At 60.8% G+C, this 22,032-nt stretch carries 20 protein-coding genes; 13 read left to right on the forward strand and 7 right to left on the reverse strand.

Translation table 11 applies throughout. The annotated features are described in order from the left end of the window. Window positions 1–4: 4 nt before the first annotated feature. From KZX66_RS13600 to KZX66_RS13620, 5 genes are all read right to left on the reverse strand, one after another. Complete coding sequence (locus KZX66_RS13600; protein ID WP_248080094.1) at window positions 5–1,348, reverse strand: imelysin family protein; 1,344 nt, start codon at window positions 1,346–1,348, stop codon at window positions 5–7. A gap of 162 nt (window positions 1,349–1,510) precedes the next feature. Beyond that, complete coding sequence (locus tag KZX66_RS13605; RefSeq protein WP_248080096.1) at window positions 1,511–3,562, reverse strand: bifunctional diguanylate cyclase/phosphodiesterase; 2,052 nt, start codon at window positions 3,560–3,562, stop codon at window positions 1,511–1,513. Between the two features lie 176 nt (window positions 3,563–3,738). Then, window positions 3,739–3,936: a hypothetical protein gene (locus KZX66_RS13610; RefSeq protein ID WP_248080098.1), complete on the reverse strand. Its 198-nt coding sequence runs from the start codon at window positions 3,934–3,936 to the stop codon at window positions 3,739–3,741. A 156-nt stretch (window positions 3,937–4,092) separates the two neighbouring features. Further along, window positions 4,093–4,689, reverse strand: a complete 597-nt coding sequence (locus KZX66_RS13615) for a Fe-Mn family superoxide dismutase (RefSeq protein WP_003212997.1) — start codon at window positions 4,687–4,689, stop codon at window positions 4,093–4,095. A 177-nt stretch (window positions 4,690–4,866) separates the two neighbouring features. Continuing rightward, a complete protein-coding gene (locus KZX66_RS13620) occupies window positions 4,867–5,469 on the reverse strand; it encodes a LysE/ArgO family amino acid transporter (RefSeq protein ID WP_248080100.1) in 603 nt (200 codons plus the stop codon). A gap of 91 nt (window positions 5,470–5,560) precedes the next feature. On the opposite strand from KZX66_RS13620, the gene KZX66_RS13625 reads away from it, so the two are divergent. The 10 genes from KZX66_RS13625 (at window position 5,561) to KZX66_RS13670 (ending at window position 16,678) form a co-directional block, all read left to right on the forward strand. Beyond that, window positions 5,561–6,457, forward strand: coding sequence for a LysR family transcriptional regulator ArgP (locus tag KZX66_RS13625; RefSeq protein WP_248080102.1), 897 nt, complete (start codon window positions 5,561–5,563; stop codon window positions 6,455–6,457). Window positions 6,458–6,562: 105 nt separating this feature from the next. Continuing rightward, window positions 6,563–7,561: an NAD(P)-dependent oxidoreductase gene (locus tag KZX66_RS13630; protein ID WP_248080104.1), complete on the forward strand. Its 999-nt coding sequence runs from the start codon at window positions 6,563–6,565 to the stop codon at window positions 7,559–7,561. Window positions 7,562–7,688: 127 nt separating this feature from the next. Next, on the forward strand, window positions 7,689–8,534 hold the full coding sequence (locus KZX66_RS13635; RefSeq protein WP_248080106.1) for an ATPase: 846 nt from the start codon (window positions 7,689–7,691) through the stop codon (window positions 8,532–8,534). Between the two features lie 117 nt (window positions 8,535–8,651). Further along, window positions 8,652–9,911: an AGE family epimerase/isomerase gene (locus KZX66_RS13640; protein WP_248080108.1), complete on the forward strand. Its 1,260-nt coding sequence runs from the start codon at window positions 8,652–8,654 to the stop codon at window positions 9,909–9,911. A 104-nt stretch (window positions 9,912–10,015) separates the two neighbouring features. Further along, window positions 10,016–11,302, forward strand: coding sequence for an ABC transporter substrate-binding protein (locus tag KZX66_RS13645; protein ID WP_248080110.1), 1,287 nt, complete (start codon window positions 10,016–10,018; stop codon window positions 11,300–11,302). Between the two features lie 87 nt (window positions 11,303–11,389). After that, window positions 11,390–12,298 (forward strand): sugar ABC transporter permease, encoded by a 909-nt coding sequence (locus tag KZX66_RS13650; protein ID WP_003175732.1) that lies wholly within the window; start codon window positions 11,390–11,392, stop codon window positions 12,296–12,298. After that, window positions 12,291–13,136, forward strand: coding sequence for a carbohydrate ABC transporter permease (locus KZX66_RS13655; RefSeq protein WP_015885553.1), 846 nt, complete (start codon window positions 12,291–12,293; stop codon window positions 13,134–13,136). The genes KZX66_RS13650 and KZX66_RS13655 overlap by 8 nt, the downstream gene beginning before the upstream one ends. A 2-nt stretch (window positions 13,137–13,138) precedes the next feature. After that, the gene (ugpC, locus tag KZX66_RS13660; RefSeq protein ID WP_248080112.1) at window positions 13,139–14,299 is read left to right on the forward strand and encodes a sn-glycerol-3-phosphate ABC transporter ATP-binding protein UgpC; all 1,161 of its coding nucleotides are present in this window, start codon (window positions 13,139–13,141) and stop codon (window positions 14,297–14,299) included. A gap of 85 nt (window positions 14,300–14,384) precedes the next feature. Continuing rightward, entirely contained in the window at window positions 14,385–15,731 is a 1,347-nt protein-coding gene (locus tag KZX66_RS13665; RefSeq protein WP_248080114.1) for a carbohydrate porin, read from the forward strand. A 101-nt stretch (window positions 15,732–15,832) separates the two neighbouring features. After that, window positions 15,833–16,678, forward strand: a complete 846-nt coding sequence (locus KZX66_RS13670) for a D-hexose-6-phosphate mutarotase (RefSeq protein ID WP_248080116.1) — start codon at window positions 15,833–15,835, stop codon at window positions 16,676–16,678. 126 nt (window positions 16,679–16,804) lie between these two features. Here the strand turns inward: KZX66_RS13670 and KZX66_RS13675 are convergent, their stop codons facing one another. Next, the gene (locus tag KZX66_RS13675; RefSeq protein WP_169851198.1) at window positions 16,805–17,665 is read right to left on the reverse strand and encodes a MurR/RpiR family transcriptional regulator; all 861 of its coding nucleotides are present in this window, start codon (window positions 17,663–17,665) and stop codon (window positions 16,805–16,807) included. Window positions 17,666–17,884: 219 nt separating this feature from the next. On the opposite strand from KZX66_RS13675, the gene zwf reads away from it, so the two are divergent. The 3 genes from zwf to KZX66_RS13690 are packed head-to-tail and all read left to right on the forward strand — an operon-like array spanning window position 17,885 to window position 20,734. After that, window positions 17,885–19,351: a glucose-6-phosphate dehydrogenase gene (gene zwf / locus KZX66_RS13680; RefSeq protein WP_248080118.1), complete on the forward strand. Its 1,467-nt coding sequence runs from the start codon at window positions 17,885–17,887 to the stop codon at window positions 19,349–19,351. Then, entirely contained in the window at window positions 19,338–20,051 is a 714-nt protein-coding gene (gene pgl / locus KZX66_RS13685) for a 6-phosphogluconolactonase (protein WP_248080120.1), read from the forward strand. Before zwf ends, pgl begins: the two co-directional genes overlap by 14 nt. A gap of 17 nt (window positions 20,052–20,068) precedes the next feature. Further along, complete coding sequence (locus KZX66_RS13690; protein ID WP_069076884.1) at window positions 20,069–20,734, forward strand: bifunctional 4-hydroxy-2-oxoglutarate aldolase/2-dehydro-3-deoxy-phosphogluconate aldolase; 666 nt, start codon at window positions 20,069–20,071, stop codon at window positions 20,732–20,734. Between the two features lie 114 nt (window positions 20,735–20,848). On the opposite strand, the gene KZX66_RS13695 is transcribed toward KZX66_RS13690, so the two are convergent. Beyond that, window positions 20,849–22,024 carry an aminotransferase class V-fold PLP-dependent enzyme gene (locus tag KZX66_RS13695; RefSeq protein ID WP_248080122.1) on the reverse strand — a complete coding sequence of 392 codons (1,176 nt, stop codon included), beginning with the start codon at window positions 22,022–22,024 and terminating at the stop codon, window positions 20,849–20,851. Window positions 22,025–22,032 lie beyond the last annotated feature (8 nt).

Genomic DNA, 22,032 nt, shown 5'->3' on the forward strand with positions numbered 1-22,032 from the left:
CGAATCAGAACTCGTGATCAGCGTTATCCGGATTCAGGTCGCTGATGCCCAGCTTGCCCGCCGCGGCTTCGATCGAACCGGTCTGCTTGACCAGGGCCGCGATTGCGTCGCGCACGATCTGGTTGCCCGCATCGTTACCGGCTGCGATCAACTGGTCGTAGTGCTCACCCTTGTTGGCGTGATCGACCATGACCTGAATTTTCGCTTCGGTCGCGGCCAGGTCGGCCTTCAATGCGCTGTCGGCTGCCGGGTCGGCCTTGGCCACCAGGGACGACAGGCTGGCGCCGGTCATTTTGGTGCCGTCAACGCGGGTGTATTCGCCCAGGTAGACGTTGCGCACGCCCTTGGCGTCGTAGAAGTGCGAGTAGTGAGTGTTGTCGCTGAAGCAGTCCTGCTCGTCTTCCGGCGAGTTGGCTTCCAGGGACACCTTCATCCGCTCACCGGCCAGTTCGCCCAGGGACAGGCTGCCCATGCCGAACAGCATCTTGCGCAGGCCATCGGTGGCAGGTTCTGCCTCCAGGGTGGCGCGGTAGTTGTCTTCAACGTTTGGTTTCCAGTTGCCGACCATTTCCTGCAGGTCGCTGACCAGCAGTTGGGTCACGGCGCTCAGGTACGCACGGCGACGCTCGTTATGGCCACCAGTGGCGCCGTCGCCGGTCAGGTAGTCCGACGCAGGACGGTTGCCGGCGCCAGGGCCGGTGCCGTTCAGGTCCTGGCCCCAGAGCAGGAATTCGATGGCGTGGTAGCCGGTGGCGACGTTGGCCTCGGAACCGCCCAGCTCGTTCAGGCTGGCGAGTTTTTCCGGAGTGATGTCCTTCACGTCAACCTTGTCTTCGCCGACCTGCACTTCAGTGTTGGCGATGATGTTGGCAGTGGCGCCAGGGTTGCCCAGGGCGTGCTCGTAGGATTTGTCGACGTAGTCGATCAGGCCTTCGTCCAGGGGCCAGGCGTTAACCTGACCTTCCCAGTCATCAATGATGGTGTTGCCGAAGCGGAACACTTCGCTTTGCAGGTAAGGCACGCGCGCGGCAACCCAGGCAGCGCGGGCGGCTTTCAGGGTGTCGGCGTTCGGCTTGGCGAGGAAGGCGTCGATTGCAGTCTGCAGGGTTTTTGCGGTGGTTTCGGCGTCGCTGTACACCGCGAACACCATGTCGGCGTAATGCGCGACGACAGCCTTGGCGGCCGCTTCATCGACCTGGCCGGCAGGGGCGGCAGCCGCTGGAGCGGTAGTGCTGGCGGCCGGGGTCGGCGCCTGGTTGGCAGCAGGTTTGTCTTTACCTTCGCCGCAACCGGCTAGAGAAATGGCAATGGCCAGCAGACTGGCGGTGGCCAGGGGCATACGAATCATGGCGAACATCCTGCTTCGGTTGTTGATAGGGCGCGCGGGGGAGCGCAAAAACTGCGACATAATGCGAAAGATTTGCATTTTGTGTAAAGGGTTATACGCAGGAAATATCAACTATCTCGTGTGTGGCAAGCCTGCGAGCCACAACCCGCCCCGTTTGCCCCGTCAAAGAATGACGGCGTTGTTGCGCTCGGCCTGCTTCAAGAAAGCCGCAAGTTCCCTGGCCTGCAAGGGTTTGCTGTAGTAATAACCCTGACCTTCGTGGCAGCCCTCGGAGATGATATAAGCCTCCTGTTCCGCGGTTTCCACGCCTTCGGCGATCACCTGCATGCCCAGGCTTTTGCCCAGTTGGATGATCGCGCGCACGATGGTCGCGTCGTCGTCATCGTCCAGCAGGTCCTGGACGAAGCTCTTGTCGATCTTGATCTTGTCCAGCGGCAGACTCTTGAGGTAACTCAGCGATGAATAGCCGGTGCCGAAATCATCGATGGCGATCAACGCGCCGGAGCGGCGCAGGCTCAACAGGTGCTGGGCGGCGGTGCTGATGTCTTCCATCAGGCCGGTTTCGGTGACTTCCAGCTCCAGGCTGCGCGGCGGCAGGCGGTAGATCTGCATCAGGTTATTGACCACCCGTGGCAACTCGGTGTGGTGCAATTGCACGGTGGACAGGTTGACCGCCATGCGCAGCGCGGTGAAGCCCATGTCGTGCCATTCGCGCAGTTGCCGGCAGGCCTGGTCCAGCACCCACTCGCCAATCGGAATGATCGTGCCGTTCTGCTCGGCCAGCGGGATAAACAGGTCCGGCGGAACCAGCCCGTGTTCCGGGTGCTCCCAGCGAATCAGCGCCTCCACCCCCACCACGTGCTGGTCGCGGTAGCTGATCTGCGGCTGGTACACCAAATGAAACTGGTCGCGGCCCAAGGCGTCGCGCAGGTCTTTTTCCAGCTCGCGGCGGCGGCGCATTTCGCTGTCGACGCTGGCGATATAGAACTGATAGCGGTTGCGCGAACGGCTCTTGGCCAGGGTCATGGTCTGTTCGGCTTTTTGCAGCAGCTTTTCGGTGCTGTCGCCGTCTTCCGGGAACAGGGTGATGCCAATGGTTGCGCGCAGGCGGATCTGCTCGTGGTCGAGGGCGAACTCCGCTTCGAGGTCATCCAGGATACTTTGCGCCAGTTCGGCGGCTTCGTAAGGCTGGTCGATGTCGGCTTGCACCAGGGCGAACTGGTCGCCGCCCAGCCGTGCGAGGGTGCCGAGGCGGCCGCTGTGGGCACGCAAGCGATCGGCCAGGGCCAGCAACAATTTGTCGCCGGCCTGGTAGGTAAACTGCTCGTTGACGCTTTTGAAGTCATCCAGCCCCACGCACAACACCGCCACGCGGCGCTGGCGCCGGCCAGCGTCGATCAGGATCTTGTCCAGTTGCTCCTGCAGCTTCTGGCGGTTGGGCAGGCCCGTCAGGAAATCGTACTGCGCCATGCGCAGCAGGCTGCTTTCGGCTTCGTGGCGCAGGTGGGTATTGCGTTCGATGGACTCGAGCAATTGGTTCGCGGTGTTGATCCACAGCCCCAACTCGTTGCGCTCGTGGCCCTTGAGTTGCGGAATCTTATGCTCGCTGGGCCGGTCCGGATTGATCGAGGTCAGGTGCTCGATTATCCGCGACAACGGTTTGGTCAGCAGCCAGTGATACACCAGGTACAGCACCAGACCCATGGCCAGCGCGCGTAGAACCCCGGAGATAAAGATGATCACCGAGCTGACAATAAAGCCCTGGCCGTAGGTGGCGGTGTCGAGGGTGATACTCAAATCGCCGTAATATTCGCTGTAGGGGCCTTTGCCAACCAGTGCAGTGGTGAATGTGCGCTCTTTGCCAAGTATCAGGTCGGTCAACCAACGGCTGGGGGAGTGCTGCAAGGCGCGGCTTTTTTCCGCCAGCATGGTTTCGTTGGGATGGCCGATGGAGGCCATGCGCACGGCCTCGTCCTGAAACAGGCCTTCGATCACCTGCATACCCATCTCTCGGTCCAGGCTGTAGACGGCTTGGGTCGAGGGGTCGCGGAACATGTCGAGGATGCGTTGGGCATCGCCGTTCACGGCCTGGCGTGTCTTGTAGGCGTCGAAGACGATCTGCGCCACGCTCAGCGCCACGCCCACGATCAATGCAGACAGCAGCACAACCCGTAGCAACTTCACCGACAAGCTGTTTTTGAGTTCCAGCTTCAAAGGGGCATTCCTTGTCTCATGCGGGTGGCCTTCAATATGCCATGAGTATTGGCAATCTGATGGCGGCCGTCAAAGGAACATTGGGGCGTGAGCGGCGGGAAGCGGGCGAATGAAGGCGGGGCAGGAAGAGGGCGGATAAAATCCGCCGCTCTCTGGTACGGCACGCGACGGTTTTATCAGTTGAAATTGATCTGAACAGCGTTGCTCTGGTGCGTATCTGCGCCGATTTTGCCTTGGTCCTGGCTTGCGTTCGCGCTTTTTGCGTCTACCAGCTTTCCGAGCAAATCCATGCCTTTGCCCAGCAAATCCATGCCTTGACCGACGATTGGCATCACTGATGACACCGCCGACATACCCATCGATAACGGATCCATTGCACACTCTCCTGCCTGAAATGAGAGAGGTATTTCTCTCGTTGTCTGGGTGGCGAATTCGTTTCGGTGAGTTCCACACTTCCCGCATGGCGTTCCTTTTTAAGCGTCCACAAAAAAGCCCGGCGATCGCCGGGCTCTCTCTACTGCAAGGGTTGCTTAGGCAGTGAAGGTCTTGCCTTCGAACTGCTCAGCCACGAACTTCCAGTTGACCAGGTTCCAGAACGCTTCCACATACTTCGGACGCACGTTGCGGTAGTCGATGTAGTAAGCGTGTTCCCACACGTCGCAGGTCAGCAGCGGGGTGTCGCCGCTGGTCAGCGGGTTGCCGGCGCCGATGGTGCTGGCCAGGGCCAGGGAACCGTCAGCCTTTTTCACCAGCCAGCCCCAACCGGAACCGAAGGTGCCGACGGACGTCTTGGTGAATTCTTCCTTGAACTTGTCGAACGAACCGAACGCAGCGTTGATGGCTTCAGCCAGCGCGCCGGTAGGTTGGCCGCCGGCGTTTGGCGCCAGGCAGTTCCAGTAGAACGTGTGGTTCCAGACCTGAGCGGCGTTGTTGAAGATGCCGCCCGAAGAAGACTTGACGATTTCTTCCAGGGTCTTGCCTTCGAACTCGGTGCCTGGCACCAGGTTGTTCAGGTTCACGACATAGGTGTTGTGGTGCTTGTCGTGGTGGTACTCCAGGGTTTCCTTGGAGATGTGCGGCTGCAGGGCATCGTGTGCGTAGGGCAGCGGCGGCAATTCGAAAGCCATGATAATTCTCCTAATCAGGTCAGTTGCGGTGAGCGCAAGGCCGATCACGGGCGGCCAAACAAGCGCCGGGGAGTTTGTACTCTTTGCGGCGCAGGGGCAGGATCATAGCACCGGGGGTGCGGCAAAACCACGCAACAACTGTGTGGGATAGAGGTTCCAGAGCCTTTTGGAATAACTTCACGATGCGCTTATTAATTGATAGGCCACGCTGAACATCATCACTGCCACCAGCAGGTCCAGCAGGCGCCAGGTCGCCGGGCGTGCCAGCCACGGCGCGAGCCATGCCGCGCCGAGCGCCAGGGTGGCGAACCACAGAAATGACGCGCTGGCGGCACCGGCCACGTAGGCGCCGGGTTCGGTCTGTTGCGCCCCCAGCGAGCCGATCAGCAGCACGGTATCCAGGTAAACGTGGGGATTGAGCAGGGTTACCGCCAGGGCGCTGAGCAACACCGCGCGCAAGGAGCGGCTCTTGAGGCTGTCGCCTTGGTCCAGGCTCTGTTTCGAGCAGGCCCTGCGCAACGCACACGCGCCGTACCACAACAGGAACGCGGCGCCGCCCCAACGCGCGACCGCCAGTAATATCGGACTCTGCGCCAGCACGGTCGCCAGGCCGAATACCCCGGCCGCCACCAACAACGCATCGCAGACCACACACAGCGCCGCCACCGGCAGGTGGTGTTCACGGCGCAGGCTCTGGGCCAGGACGAAGGCGTTTTGCGTGCCGATCGCCATGATCAGCCCCAGGGCCACCAGCAGTCCGTTCATATAGCTTTGCCACATAGGTAAAGTTCCTCTCATCGATGCTGGTCATTCTCGGGCTCGACGCGGTATAAGAAAAACCAATATTGCTGATCGCTCATTAGAGAAACTGATGTTCGACTATAAGTTGCTTTCCGCCCTGGCGGCGGTGGTGGAGCAGGCCGGCTTCGAACGTGGCGCCCAGGTGCTGGGGTTGTCACAGTCGGCGATCTCCCAGCGCATCAAACTGCTCGAGGCACGCATCGGCCAGCCGGTGCTGGTGCGGGCGACACCACCCACGCCCACCGATATCGGCCGGCGCCTGCTTAACCACGTGCAGCAGGTGCGGTTGCTGGAGCGCGACCTGCAAGGCCAGGTGCCGGCGCTGGACGAAGAAGGCATGCCCGAACGTCTGCGCATCGCGTTGAATGCCGACAGCCTGGCGACATGGTGGGCCGAGGCCGTCAGCGATTTTTGTGCCGAGCAGCATTTGCTGCTCGACCTGGTGGTTGAGGACCAGACCGTAGGTCTCAAGCGCATGCGCGCCGGCGAAGTGGCCGCCTGCATCTGCGCCAGCGAACGCCCGGTGGCCGGGGCGCGCAGCCTGTTGCTCGGCGCCATGCGCTACCGTGCGCTGGCCAGCCCGGCGTTTATTGCCCGGCACTTCCCCCAGGGCGTGCGTGCCGACCAACTGGCGCGCACGCCGGCGCTGGTGTTTGGCCCCGATGATTTCCTGCAGCACCGTTACCTGGCCTCCCTGGGGGTGGAGGGAGGTTTCGAGCATCACCTGTGCCCGTCGTCTGAAGGTTTTATCCGTCTGACAGAAGCCGGGCTTGGGTGGGGGCTGGTGCCCGAACTGCAGGTGCGCGATCAGCTTGAAAAAGGTGTGCTGGTGGAGTTGCTGCCAGATAAGCCGATCGATGTGCCGTTGTACTGGCATCATTGGCGCAATGGCGGACAACTGTTGGGCTTGTTGACTGACCATCTGGCCCAGGTGTGCGGTCAGTGGTTGGTGCCCTATCAGCCGTGACGGGCGTCAAGCTGCAGCCTGCAAGCGAAAAGCTTGCGCACCGTTTTTAACTTGCAGCTTGCAGCTTGAAGTTTGGCGCTCGCAACTGCATCCGTAGGAGGCTCCATGAAAATTCTGGTCACCGGCGCAAGCGGCTTCATCGGCGGGCGCTTTGCGCGTTTCGCCCTGGAGCAGGGCTTGGACGTGCGGGTCAACGGGCGTCGCGCCGAAGGCGTGGAGCACTTGGTCAGGCGCGGTGCCGAGTTTATCCCGGGCGATCTGAATGATGCCGACCTGGTGCGTGACCTGTGCCGCGATGTTGAAGCCGTGGTGCACTGCGCCGGCGCCGTCGGGCTGTGGGGGCGTTACCAGGACTTCTATCAGGGCAACGTGCAGCTTACCGAAAACGTGGTTGAGGCCTGCTTGAAGCAGCACGTCGGGCGACTGGTGCACCTGTCCTCGCCGTCGATCTACTTCGATGGCCGCGATCATCTGGGCCTGACCGAAGAGCAAGTGCCCAAGCGCTTCAAGCACCCCTATGCCGCCACCAAATACCTGGCCGAGCAAAAGGTATTCGGCGCCCAGGAGTTCGGTCTTGAAGTGCTGGCCCTGCGCCCGCGGTTCGTCACCGGTGCCGGCGATACGAGCATCTTCCCGCGCCTGCTTAACATGCAGCGCAAGAACCGCCTGGCGATCGTCGGTGACGGCCTGAACAAGGTCGACTTCACCAGCATCCACAATCTTAACGAAGCGCTGCTCAGCAGTTTGCTGGCCCCCGGCTCTGCGTTGGGCAGGGCCTACAACATCAGCAACGGCACGCCGGTGCCGGTGTGGGATGTGGTGAACTACGTGATGCGCCAAATGCAGTTGCCTCAGGTGACCCGCTATCGGTCCTACGGTTTGTCCTACAGCGTGGCGGCGCTGAACGAAGCATGCTGTGCGCTGTGGCCCGGACGACCGGAGCCCGCGCTCTCGCGCCTGGGCATGCAAGTGATGAACAAAGATTTCACCCTCGACATCAGCCGGGCCAGGCATTATCTGGATTACGCGCCCAAGGTCAGCCTATGGGCCGCCCTCGACGAGTTCTGCAGTTGGTGGAAAGCCCAGGATCCGGGGGGCAACTAAGGTCACACCAGGCAACACATCGGGAACCGAATTCAGGGTTCCCGGTCGATCAGTGCGTCGGGGCAGCGGTTTATACTCCCGTCGCTCGGCGTTCCCGCCAGCCACTTCAGCGATTCAGGGTTGATTCATGCGTAACGATGCTAACGACGACTTCGACAACGTTCCCAGCCTGCGGGCCGATCTCGGGGATGACGATGATTTCGAACCTTCACCGGCCACCTCGGTGCGTTCGCGCACCACGCCCGTGGTCAAGGTCAAGGGCGCCAGCACCGGCCCGTTGTGGGCGCTGATCGGCGCACTGCTGATCGCCTTTGCCGGTTTGGCCTGGTGGAGCTTCCAGCAGATCTCATTGATGGGCCAGCAATTGGTCGCCACCCAGGAAAGCTTCGCGCGCATCAGCGAAGAAGCGGCGGGGCGCCTGCAGGACATTTCCGGCAAGGTCGTCGCCAGCGAGGCCAGCGTAAACAATGGCAGCGAGGCGCTGAAACTGCAGATCAAGCAACTGGAAAGCCAACTGCTGGAGCAGGGCAAGCAGCAGCTCGGGGTAGCCGGCCAGGCCACAGAGCTGGATAAACGTTTGGCGCAAATGACCGCCAGCACCACGGAACTCTCCACCGCCAACAGCAAGCTGCAAGGCCAGGTACAAGCCTTGACCGATGCCGTTGCCAGCCTCAAGGCGGCGCAAGGCGACGGCGGCAAGCGCGATACCGAGATCAAGGAATTGGCTGCCGACGTGGCCGCCCTGAAAAAACAAGGTAACCCGAGCGCTGCGATTGCCCGCCTTGAGCAGGACCTTGTCGTCCTCAAAAGCGCCCAGGACAGCCAGCCGGCCAACAGCGATGCGCCGACCAACAAAGAGTTCGACGTGTTCCGCATCCAGACCACCCGCAATATCACCACCTTGCAGAGCCAGGTACAAAACCTGCAGCAGCAGCTCAATACGTCCGCCAAGAGCCCGACGCCCGGTCAGTAACGCGTGTCCTGGAGAAATGTCACCGCCCGGTGACATTTCCGATCCCCTTCGTTACATGCCCCGCGCACGCCCTTGTTTAGACTCCGGTCATCCCACAAAAAACAATAAGGGCCACCCATGACCACGCCTCCACTGCCTGCCAGCAGTTGGCTGAACGCGCCTGCCCATTACGCCTGGCTCGCCGCCGAAGGCCAGCGCCTGCTGTCATTCGCCAAGGCCTCCCGTATGCCTGACGGTTTTGGCAACCTGGATGACAAGGGCCATCTCCCGGCCGATGCCCACGCCGAAACCATGAACACCGCACGCATGACCCACAGCTTCGCCATGGCCCATGCCATGGGGTTGCCGGGGTATGCCGCATTGGTCGAACACGGTGTTGCGGCTCTCAGCGGGCCTCTGCGCGACACTGAGCACGGTGGCTGGTTTGCCACGTCTCGTGCGCTGGATGGCAACACCGGCAAAGCCGCCTACCTGCATGCCTTCGTCGCCCTGGCCGCCAGCTCTGCCGTGGTCGCGGGCGCGCCCGGTGCGCACACCTTGCTCAATGACGCCGTCCATATCATCGACCAGTTCTTTTGGAGCGAGGAGGAGGGCGTGATGCTCGAGTCCTTTGCCAAGGACTGGAGCGGCGTCGAAGCCTATCGCGGTGCCAACAGCAACATGCACGCCACCGAAGCCTTTTTGGCCCTGGCGGATGTCACCGGTGACACCCGCTGGCTGGACCGTGCGCTGCGCATTGTCGAGCGGGTGATTCACAGCCATGCCGCCGCCCATCAATTCATGGTCATTGAGCATTTCGATACCCAGTGGCAACCCTTGCTCGATTACAACGCAGACAACCCCGCCGACGGCTTCCGCCCTTACGGCATCACCCCCGGCCACGGCTTTGAATGGGCGCGACTGGTGCTGCACCTGGAGGCCGCGCGCCTGCAAGCCGGGCTGGTCACGCCGGACTGGCTGCTGAGCGACGCCAAAGGTCTGTTCGCCAGTGCCTGCGAATACGCCTGGGCCGTGGATGGTGCGCCCGGCATTGTCTATACGCTGGACTGGAACCACCGCCCGGTAGTGCGGGAGCGATTGCACTGGACCCACGCCGAAGCGAGCGCGGCGGCCCAGGCTTTGCTCAAACGTACCGGAGAGTTGCATTACGAAACCTGGTACCGGCGGTTCTGGGAGTTCTGCGACAGCCATTTTATCGACCGGCTCAATGGCAGCTGGCACCACGAACTCAGCCCGCATAACCAGCCCAGCAGCAGCATCTGGGGTGGCAAGCCGGACCTGTACCATGCCTGGCAAGCGGTGGTGCTGCCTGCACTGCCTCTGGCGCCGAGTATGGCCAGCGCGTTAGGCGCTGGGCGTTATGTCACTAACTGGTGACATTTGGGCATCCCTTTGTTACCTGCACTTGAAATATCCATGTTTAAACTCCGTGCAGCGCAAGCTCCAGACTTGCATGCATAACAACAAGAAAAGGTATTCAGATGAACGCGATTAATCGCCTCGCCGTAGCTATTTCCGTTGCCTCGTTGTTTCCCCTCAGTGCATTTGCCGCCGACTCCAAAGGTACGGTTGAAGTTGTGCATTGGTGGACCTCGGGTGGCGAAAAAGCGGCTGTAGATGTCCTGAAGGCCCAAGTCGAAAAAGACGGCTTCACCTGGAAGGACGGTGCTGTCGCAGGTGGCGGTGGCGCCACGGCCATGACCGTGCTGAAAAGCCGCGCGGTGGCAGGCAACCCGCCAGGCGTCGCCCAGATCAAAGGCCCCGACATCCAGGAATGGGCATCTACCGGTCTGCTCGACACCGACGTCCTGAAAGACGTGGCCAAACAGGAAAAGTGGGACTCGCTGCTCGACAAGAAAGTCTCCGACACCGTGAAGTACGACGGTGACTACGTGGCCGTGCCGGTGAACATCCACCGCGTCAACTGGCTATGGATCAACCCGGAAGTCTTCAAGAAAGCCGGCATCACCAAAAACCCTACCACCCTCGAAGAATTCTATGCCGCCGGCGACAAGCTGAAGGCCGCAGGTTTCATCCCGCTCGCCCACGGTGGCCAACCTTGGCAGGACAGCACGGTCTTCGAAGCCGTTGTTCTGTCGGTGATGGGTGCCGACGGCTACAAGAAAGCCCTGGTCGACCTGGACAACGGCGCACTGACCGGTCCGGAAATGGTCAAGGCCCTCACCGAGCTTAAGAAAGTCGCGACCTACATGGACGTCGACGGTAAAGGCCAGGACTGGAACCTGGAAGCGGGCAAGGTCATCAACGGCAAGGCCGGCATGCAGATCATGGGTGACTGGGCCAAGTCCGAGTGGACTGCCGCCAAGAAAGTCGCGGGCAAGGATTACGAGTGCGTAGCCTTCCCGGGCACCGAAAAAGCCTTCACCTACAACATCGACTCCCTGGCGGTGTTCAAGCAGAAAGACAAAGGCACCGCTGCCGGCCAGCAGGACATCGCCAAAGTCGTATTGGGTGAAAACTTCCAGAAAGTCTTCAGCATCAATAAGGGCTCGATCCCTGTGCGCAATGACATGCTGACCAAAATGGAGTCGTACGGTTTCGACTCCTGCGCCCAGACCGCCGCCAAGGACTTCCTGACAGACGCCAAGACCGGCGGCCTGCAGCCAAGCATGGCGCACAACATGGCTACCACTTTGGCGGTGCAAGGTGCGTTCTTTGATGTCGTGACCAACTACATCAACGACCCGAAAGCCGACCCGGCCGACACCGCCAAGAAACTCGGCGCTGCGATCAAGTCGGCTAAGTAAATAAGCTACAAGCTGCAAGCTACAAGTGGGCGCGGTTGTCTTCGCTTGTAGCTTGCAGTCGCCCTTATTCTTTCAGTGGATTTTCCCATGAGTTCTGTTGCTGTGTTCAGCAAAGCCTCGCCGTTCGATGCGCTGCAGCGCTGGCTCCCCAAACTGGTGCTGGCGCCCAGCATGTTCATCGTGTTGGTGGGTTTCTACGGCTACATCCTGTGGACGTTTGTACTGTCGTTCACCACGTCTACGTTCCTGCCGAGCTACAAATGGGCGGGTCTTGCGCAATACGAGCGGTTGTTCGACAACGATCGCTGGTGGGTGGCGAGCAAGAACCTGGCGCTGTTTGGCGGGATGTTCATTGGCATTACCCTCGTTATCGGCGTGACGCTGGCGATTTTCCTCGACCAGAAAATCCGTCGCGAAGGCTTTATCCGCACCATTTACCTGTACCCGATGGCGCTCTCGATGATCGTCACCGGTACCGCCTGGAAATGGCTGCTTAACCCGGGCATGGGCCTGGACAAACTCCTGCGTGACTGGGGCTGGGAAGGCTTCCGCCTGGATTGGCTGATCGACCCGGACCGCGTGGTCTACTGCCTGGTGATCGCCGCCGTGTGGCAAGCCTCCGGTTTCATCATGGCCATGTTCCTGGCCGGCCTGCGTGGCGTTGATCAATCGATCATCCGTGCCGCGCAGATCGACGGTGCGAGCCTGCCGCGCATTTACTGGAGCGTGGTGCTGCCAAGCCTGCGTCCGGTGTTCTTCAGTGCGGTGATGATTCTGGCGCACATTGCGATCAAGAGCTTCGACCTGGTGGCGGCCATGACCGCCGGCGGCCCTGGCTACTCGTCCGACCTGCCGGCGATGTTCATGTACTCGTTCACCTTCAGCCGTGGCCAGATGGGCATGGGCTCGGCCAGTGCAATCCTGATGCTCGGTGCGATCCTCGCGATCATCGTGCCTTACCTCTACTCCGAGCTGAGGACCAAACGTAATGACTAGTCTCGCTTCTAAACCCGCCATCAGCCTGAGCCGCATCGCGATCTACGCGGTGCTGATCCTCGCGGTGCTGCTGTACCTGGTGCCGCTGGTGGTGATGCTGCTCACCAGCTTCAAAACCCCGGAAGACATCAGCACCGGCAATCTGTTGAGCTGGCCCACCGTGGTCAGCGGCATCGGCTGGGTCAAGGCGTGGGCGACGGTGGATGGCTACTTCTGGAACTCGATCAAGATTACCGTTCCGGCGGTACTGATCTCCACGGCCATTGGCGCATTGAACGGCTATGTGCTGTCGTTCTGGCGTTTTCGTGGCTCGCAGCTGTTCTTCGGCCTGCTGTTGTTCGGCTGCTTCCTGCCGTTCCAGACCGTGCTGCTGCCGGCGTCGTTCACCCTTGGCAAGATGGGCCTGGCCAGTACCACCACCGGCCTGGTGTTTGTGCACGTGGTCTACGGGCTGGCGTTCACCACGCTGTTCTTCCGTAACTACTACGTGAGCATTCCCGATGCGCTGATCAAGGCTGCCCGCCTGGACGGTGCCGGCTTTTTCACCATCTTCCGTCAGATCATTCTGCCGATGTCCACCCCGATCATCATGGTCTGCCTGATCTGGCAGTTCACGCAGATCTGGAACGACTTCCTGTTCGGTGTGGTGTTCTCCAGTGGCGACTCCCAGCCCATCACCGTGGCGCTGAACAACCTGGTCAACACCAGCACCGGGGCCAAGGAATATAACGTTGATATGGCGGCGGCGATGATCGCTGGGCTGCCGACCCTGCTGGTCTATGTGATCGCAGGCAAGTATTTCGTGCGCGGCCTCACGGCCGGCGCGGTCAAGGGGTAATCATGGCTACGCTTGAACTTCGCAATGTAAACAAGACCTATGGCGCGGGCTTGCCCGACACCTTGAAGAACATCGAACTGTCGATCAAGGAAGGCGAATTCCTGATCCTGGTCGGCCCTTCGGGTTGCGGCAAGTCCACCCTGATGAACTGCATCGCCGGTCTGGAGACCATCACCGGCGGCGCGATCATGATCGGTGACCAGGATGTCAGCGGCATGAGCCCCAAGGATCGCGACATCGCCATGGTGTTTCAGTCTTACGCGCTGTACCCGACCATGAGCGTGCGCGAGAACATCGAATTCGGCCTCAAGATTCGCAAAATGCCTCAAGCCGACATCGACGCCGAAGTGGCGCGCGTGGCCAAGTTGCTGCAGATCGAACACCTGCTCAATCGCAAGCCGGGCCAGCTCTCCGGCGGCCAGCAGCAGCGCGTGGCCATGGGCCGTGCCCTGGCGCGTCGGCCGAAGATCTACCTGTTCGACGAACCGCTGTCCAACCTCGACGCCAAGCTGCGCGTCGAGATGCGCACCGAAATGAAACTGATGCATCAGCGCCTGAAAACCACCACCGTCTACGTCACCCACGACCAGATCGAAGCGATGACCCTGGGCGACAAAGTGGCGGTGATGAAGGACGGCATCATCCAGCAGTTCGGCACGCCAAAAGACATCTACAACAATCCCGCCAACCAGTTCGTGGCGAGCTTTATCGGCTCGCCGCCGATGAACTTCGTGCCCCTGCGCCTGCAGCGCAAGGACGGTCGCCTGGTGGCCCTGCTGGACAGCGGCCAGGCCCGTTGTGAGCTGGCGCTGAACGTGACCGATGCCGGCCTTGAAGACCGCGACGTGATCCTGGGCCTGCGCCCGGAGCAAATCATGCTGGCGGTGGGCGAGGGCGACAGTGCGTCGAGCATTCGTGCTGAAGTCCAGGTGACCGAGCCGACCGGCCCGGACACCCTGGTGTTTGTGCAACTCAATGACACCAAGGTCTGCTGCCGCCTGGCGCCCGATGTGGCCCCTCAGGTGGGTGAGACCCTGACCCTGCAATTCGATCCGGCGAAGGTGCTGCTGTTTGACGCCAACACCGGTGAGCGCCTGGGCACGGCAGCGTCACTGCCGACGCACGGGCATGCCGATAACGTGGCCCAGTTCAAGGGTCGCTGAGCACGTTAACCTGTTGTTTTAGCTAAAAAATGTAACCCGCGTTAGATAAAAACAGTTTAATAACAATAAAGACGAGGATGTAGGGATGAAAAAGCAACACAACAACACCCGGCTGATCTGCCAACTGTCAGCTGCAGCCGTTCTGGTTTTGTCCGCCAATGCGATGGCGGACGAGGCTTTCAGCGCCGACTCCAAATGGATGACCGGTGATTGGGGTGGTGAACGTACCAAGCTGATCGAGCAAGGTATCGACATCAAGGCGGACTACGTTGGGGAAATGGGCGCCAACCTGCACGGCGGCTACAACGACGACAAAACCGGGCGTTACTCCGACCAGTTCGGTCTGGGCGTGGCACTGGATCTGCAAAAGCTGTGGGGCTGGGATAACACTCAGGCCAAGATCCAGTTGACCAACCGTAATGGCCAGAACATTTCCAACGACCGTATTGGCGACCCGCGTGCCGGCACGCTCAGCTCGTCGATGGAAGTCTACGGCCGTGGCCACATGGTGCGTCTGACCCAGTTCTGGATCCAGCACCAGATGTTCGACAACAAGCTGGATGTGAAACTCGGTTACTTCGGTGAAGGCGAAGATTTCAACACCTTCCCATGCGACTTCCAGAACCTGTCGTTCTGCGGTTCCCAAGTGGGTAACTACGTCAGCACCTGGTACAACTGGCCGGTCAGCCAGGCGGCAATCCGCGTGAAGTACCACATCACGCCTGAACTGTATGCGCAGATCGGTGCTTACAACCAGAACCCATCGCAGCTCGAGCACGGCAACGGCTTCAAGCTCAGCGGCAGCGGCACCAAGGGCACCGTGATCCCGGTGGAATTGGTCTGGTCGCCGAAGGTGAACAACCTGCCGGGCGAATACCGCGTGGGTTACTACAAGAGCGCCGCCGATGCCAGCGACGTGCGTGAAGACGTCAACGGTAACGATGCCGCTACCACGGGCGCCAACTACCGCACCCGCAGCAGTAAGAAAGGCTACTGGTTCGTTGCCCAACAACAACTCACGACGCACAACGGCGACGCTTCGCGCGGCTTGAATATTGCGGCCAACGCCACCTTCCACGACAAGGAAACCAACCTGGTCGACAACTACCAGTCGATCATGCTGGTGTACAAAGGCCCATTCGATGCGCGTCCAAAAGACGACGTCGGCATTGGCGCGGCGCGTTTGCACGTCAACGATGACGTGAAGAAAAACTCGGAACTGCTTAACGCTGCCAACGGCGTGAGCGATTACGACAACCCGCTGTACACGCCGATTCGCGAGACCGAATACAACTTCGAAATCAACTACGGCTTCCACGTCACCAACTGGTTGACCGTGCGTCCTAACCTGCAATACGTCGTGCAACCGGGCGGCGTGGATAAAGTCGACAACGCGCTGGTGGCGGGTCTGAAAATTCAGTCGACCTTCTAACGCTTTGCGATAAGCTCCTTCTCTCTGTGCGCATTTGCGGGTAGCCATGGCTATCCGCTTTTTTTTGAGCAGCACTGCGATGAATTTCAGGACCGTGGCACATGCATGAGCATCCGCTGCAACGCTTTTTCAAATCCTTGCGCGAGCGTCCGGTGTTCGCCTGGGAACGCTTTCAGCTGCGCGACGTGTTGGTGATTGACCATCCGCTGTGCCAGGCGGTGTTCAGCCGTCAGGGCGCGCAACTGTTGCATTTTCAACCCCGTGGCCAGAAACCCTGGCTGTGGTGCGCGGCCAAGTGGCCTCAGGTCGGTGCCATCCGTGGCGGCGTGCCGGTGTGCTGGCCGTGGTATGGCCGTCACCCGAGCGAGAACGCGTGGCCATCCCACGGTTGGGCACGGTTGATCGACTGGAAGCTGCTCGACACCCGCACCGACGACGACGGCGTGCGCCTGCACTGGCAATTGCAGCTGTGCGACTGGCAGGTTGACCTGCACGCGCACCTGGGCGACACCCTGGAGCTGCGCTTGAGCACCGAGCACCAGGACGAGTTGCCGTGCCAGTTGAGCCATGCTTTGCACGCTTACTGGCGTATTGGTCACGTCGACGAGATAGCGCTGTCTGGGCTTGATGGCGCTCAAGGTTACGACCAGCTCAATCGCCAGGTCTGCCAGCAGGAAGGCGAGTTACGGGTGGAGGGTGGGTGCCAGCGGGTGTTTCAGCATGAGGGTGAGTTGCACCTCAAGGACCACGCCTGGCAGCGCGAACTGTGCATCGACACTGGCGACAGCGCTGACACCGTGGTGTGGCATCCGGGCAGCCGGCCGCTGCTGGGGGTGAGCTTCAACGAGGCGTCGGGGTTTGTGTGCGTGGAGTCGGCGGTGGCCGGCGCCCGTTTGGCGCCGGGGGAGAGAGCACACCTGAGTCTGCAGGCCCGTGCTGGGCTTTAGCGGTGTGGCTGGTGGGCTCTTTGCGAGCAAGCCCGCCCAATTCGCGCGTATTTCAAGGTCGAAATCGGTCAAACGTGGCGCAGGGCTCGCTCGCGAAGGGTTGGAACTGACGGCAAAGATTGCGGCTTAGTTGAACTCATCCCCCACCGGATACCGACTGTCATTCAAGCTCTCTTTGATCTTGCGCAAATGCGGCTGGAAATCCACGCCACGGCGCAAGGTCATGCCGGTCGCCAGCACGTCCAGCACGGTCAACTGGATGATCCGCGAGGTCATCGGCATATAGATGTCGGTGTCTTCGGGCAGCGGAATGTTCAGGCTCACCGTACTGGCCTTGGCCAGTGGCGAGTTCTCGGCGGTGACGCCGAGCACTGAGGCGCCGTTTTCCCGCGCGATACGCGCCACTTCCACCAACTCACGGGTACGCCCGGTGTAGGAAATAATCACGAACAGCTCGCCCGTATGGGCCACCGACGCGATCATGCGCTGCATCAGCACATCGGCGTGGGCCGTGACCGAGAGGTTAAAGCGGAAGAACTTGTGCAGTGCATCCATGGCCACCGGGGCTGACGCACCGAGGCCGAAGAAATGGATCTGGCGCGCCTGGATCAGCAGGTCTACGGCCTTGCTGATCAGGTTGGGATCCAGTGCCTGGCAAGCGCTGTCCAGGGACGCGATCGCGCTGCCAAAGATCTTCTGGGTGTAGGCCTCGGGGTTATCATCGGCCTCCACGGCGCGGCTGACGTACGCCGCGCCGCTGGCCAGGCTTTGCGCCAACTGCAATTTAAGTTCAGGGTAACCGCTGACGCCGAACGAACGGCAGAAACGGTTGACCGTCGGTTCACTGACCGAGGCGGCTTGGGCGAGGGCGGCGATAGAGAAGCGGGTCGCCTGCTGCGGGTTGAGCAGGATGACCTCGGCGACTTTTTTCTCGGCCTTGTTCAATTCTTCGAGGCGGTTCCGGATCTGTTCCAGAAGATTTCGCACGCGGTCCATTCAGTCTTTCCTTCGGGCGACGATGCAAATAAAGGGCGGCAGCCAATCGACGAGTGGCTTTTCGCGGTGGCCTATCCTACTGAGGGTAGCTGAACACCACCACTCGGAATGCGTATTTCCGGAAAATGTTGTGGTTATTACTACATTTTTCCTTGAGTGATGCCTTGAAAAAAGGTATTTGTAGCTTAACTTGATAAAAGAACAAACATCATGCCTTCGATAACCGTAGAACCCTGCACCTTTGCCCTGTTTGGCGCCTTGGGTGATCTGGCGCTGCGCAAGTTATTTCCTGCCCTCTATCAACTCGATGGCGCCGGGCTGCTGCACGACGACACGCGCATCCTGGCCCTGGCCCGTGAAGCCGGCTCCGAGCAACAGCACCTGGCGCACATCGAAAAAGAGCTGCGTAAGTACGTCGGCAAGGAACTGGACGAAACCATCGTCCTGCGCTTCCTGGCGCGGCTGACCTACGTGCATGTCGACTTCATGAAAGCTGACGACTACGTGGCCCTGGCGGAAATCGCCGGCACCGCGCAGACCCTGATCGCTTACTTCGCCACGCCCGCAGCGGTTTATGGCGCGATCTGCGAAAACCTGTCCAAGGTTGGCCTGGCGGAAAACACCCGCGTGGTGCTGGAAAAACCCATCGGCTCGGACCTGGAATCCTCGCGCAAGGTCAACGACGCCGTAGCGCAGTTTTTCCCGGAAAACCGCACGTACCGTATCGACCACTACCTGGGCAAAGAAACTGTCCAGAACCTGATCGCCCTGCGTTTTGCCAACAGCCTGTTCGAAACCCAGTGGAACCAGAACTACATCTCCCACGTGGAAATCACCGTGGCCGAGCAGGTCGGTATCGAAGGCCGTTGGGGTTACTTCGACAAGGCCGGCCAACTGCGCGACATGATCCAGAACCACCTGCTGCAGCTGCTTTGCCTGATCGCCATGGACCCGCCGGCCGACTTGTCCGCCGACAGTATCCGCGACGAGAAGGTCAAGGTGCTCAAGGCCCTGGCGCCCATCAGTCCGGACGGCCTGACCACCCAAGTGGTACGTGGCCAGTACATCGCCGGCTACAGCGCCGGCAAAGCGGTACCGGGTTACCTGGAAGAAGAAAACTCCAATACTCAGAGCGACACCGAAACCTTCGTCGCATTGCGGGCCGATATCCGTAACTGGCGTTGGGCCGGGGTGCCGTTCTACCTGCGCACCGGCAAGCGCATGCCGCAAAAGCTGTCGCAGATCGTTATCCACTTCAAAGAACCGTCCCACTACATCTTCGCCCCCGAGCAGCGCTTGCAGATCAGCAACAAACTGATCATCCGCCTGCAACCGGACGAAGGTATTTCCTTGCGTGTGATGACCAAGGAGCAGGGCCTGGACAAAGGCATGCAACTGCGCAGCGGCCCGCTGCAACTGAATTTTTCCGACACCTATCGCAGCGCACGCATCCCGGATGCTTACGAGCGTCTGCTGTTGGAAGTGATGCGCGGCAATCAGAACCTGTTTGTTCGCAAAGATGAAATCGAAGCCGCGTGGAAGTGGTGTGACCAGTTGATCGCCGGGTGGAAAAAATCCGGTGATGCGCCCAAGCCGTATGCGGCGGGGTCCTGGGGGCCGATGAGCTCCATTGCACTGATCACGCGGGATGGGAGGTCGTGGTATGGCGATATCTGAATTGAAACTGCCTCAGGGCGTAACGGCCCATGAGTACCGCACGCCGGCATTGTTGGCCGAAGGCCTGGCCAACGATGTGGCCGAGCAACTGCGCGCGGCCATCAGTGCCCGTGGCGAAGCGACCCTGGTGGTGTCCGGTGGCCGCAGCCCCGTGGCGTTTTTCCAGCACCTGGCCAAGCAAGGCCTGGACTGGTCCAACGTCACCGTCACCCTGGCCGATGAGCGCTGGGTGCCGGTAGAGCATGCCGACAGCAATGCCGGTTTGTTGAAGCAGCACCTGTTGCAAGGCCCGGCGGCCAAGGCCAAATTTTTGAGCCTGTACAGCGCCACGGCAACCCTTGAAGACGCTGCAGAGCAGGCCGATCGCCTGCTCGCCGAATTGCCGGCCATTGATGTGCTGGTATTGGGCATGGGCGATGACGGCCACACCGCATCGCTGTTCCCCGACAGCCCGAATCTGGCGCACGCCCTGCAGGCCGACGGTACCCGCCGTTGCTGGCCGATGCTGGCGCCGACCGTGCCGCACCAGCGCCTGACCATGAGTCGCGCGTTGCTGGCCACGGCCAACTACACCGTGCTGTCGATTTCCGGCAGTGCCAAATTGACGACCTTGAGCGCCGCCCTGGCCAGTGACGACGTTGCTGCCATGCCGATTCGCGCGTTTTTGCAACCTACATTAGAGATTTACTGGTGCCCATGAGCCAAGGATCAGCCGCTATGAAAAGCCCTCAACCGACCGTTTCCATGGCGGACAAAGTTGCCCTGATCGACAGCCTCTGCGCCAAGGCGCGGATCCTGCCGGTGATCACTATCGCTCGCGAACAGGACATCCTGCCGCTGGCCGATGCCCTGGCGGCCGGTGGTTTGACCGCCTTGGAAGTGACCCTGCGTTCCGAGTTCGGCCTCAAGGCCATTCAGGTGCTGCGCGAACAGCGCCCTGAACTGTGCACCGGCGCCGGCACCGTGCTCGATCGTCACATGCTCGAAGCGGCCGAGGTGGCGGGCTCGCAGTTCATCGTCACCCCCGGCATTACCCGCGACCTGCTGGAAGCCTCGGTGCACAGCCCGATCCCGTTGCTGCCGGGTATCAGCAATGCCTCCGGCATCATGGAAGGCTATGGCCTGGGTTACCGCCGCTTCAAGTTGTTCCCGGCCGAAGTCAGCGGCGGCGTGGCGGCGATCAAGGCCCTGGGCGGCCCGTTCGGCGAGGTGAAATTCTGCCCCACCGGCGGCGTCGGCCCGGCCAACATCAAAAGCTACATGGCGTTGAAAAACGTGATGTGCGTGGGCGGTAGCTGGATGCTCGACCCTGAGTGGGTCAAGAACGGCGACTGGGCGCGTATCCAGGAAGTCACCGCCGAGGCGCTGGCGCTGCTGGATTGATCTGATTTACCGAATCGTTGTTGCTGTGCTTGACGGCATTTTTGCGGTGCACTTGGTCGGTGTACCGCATTTTTTTTGCCTGCCAAAACCCGCGGGGCGCCCGCTCATCGATCGCTAGTCCGTATTGAGTCGCCCAATCGCATTGGCCAAGGCATTGATCTGCAATGCCGACGTGACCAACCCCGGCGTCACCCGAATACAGGTACCAAACGCTGCCCCCGTTCGGGTGGTCACAAACAGGTCGTGCTCCTTGAGCAAGCGATCCACCATCAGTTCCTGATCGCGCCCAATGAACTTGAAGGCGGTGATCCCGCAATACAGTCGCGGGTCATCCGACGTCAGCACCTCAATGCCTGCGAGAGGCCGCACCTGGCCCACCCATAAATCCCGCAGGTAGTTCACCCGCGCACCCTTGGCCGCCGCGCCGCCCAAGGCCCGATGTTCCTCAAATACCAATGGCAGGGTCATCAGCGCTGGAAAGTTCGGTGTGCTGTAGGAGGTGCGAGCGCGTACATCCGTGATGGGGTAGTGAAACTCGCCCATGTCCGGGTCGATATCGGCCAGGCGCTCCGGGGCGATGTACATAAAGCCCAGGGTCAGTGGCGCGCCGATCCATTTGTGCAGGTTGAAGCCTGCGAACTCAATACCCAGCGCGGCCAGGTTGAAATCGATCTGGCCCAGGGCGTGGGCGCCGTCGAGGATCACGTCGATGCCATGCTCGCGGGCGTGCCTGGCAACCTCGGCAACGGGCATTACCAGGCCGGTGCGGTGGGTGACGTGGGTCAGCGCCATCAGCTTTAAACGTGGGTGCCGGGCGAAGGCATCGCGATAGGTCTGCACCAGGCTGTCGACATTCGCCGGATGCACGTGGCACACCTCGATCACCTCAACACCACGAACCCCGGCCAACCATCGCATGGCGCCTTTGACCGTGTCGTATTCCAGGTCGCTGATCAGTATCTGATCACCCGGTTTCAGGCGGTTGTAGTTGCGGATCAGCGATTGCAGGGCTTCGGTGGCGTTGCGGGTGAAGGCGACCGCCTGTGGATCTACGTCGATCAGCTCGGCCAATTGCCGGCGGATCTCGACGTTCTGGCCTCGCTCGAAACGTTGGCGCACGTGCACCGAGTTGCTGCGATTGATAAACGCGACGTGCTCCAGGTACTGCGCCTCTACGTCACGGCTCATGCGTCCGAAGTAGCCGTTTTCCAGATTGATCGGACCTGGCTCCAGGGCATAGCGCCCGGCGATGGCCTGCCAGTGACGTTCGTTGTCTGCATTCCTTGGCATGGCGGGGC

Source organism: Pseudomonas sp. EYE_354 (assembly GCF_023148575.1).
Taxonomy (GTDB): domain Bacteria; phylum Pseudomonadota; class Gammaproteobacteria; order Pseudomonadales; family Pseudomonadaceae; genus Aquipseudomonas.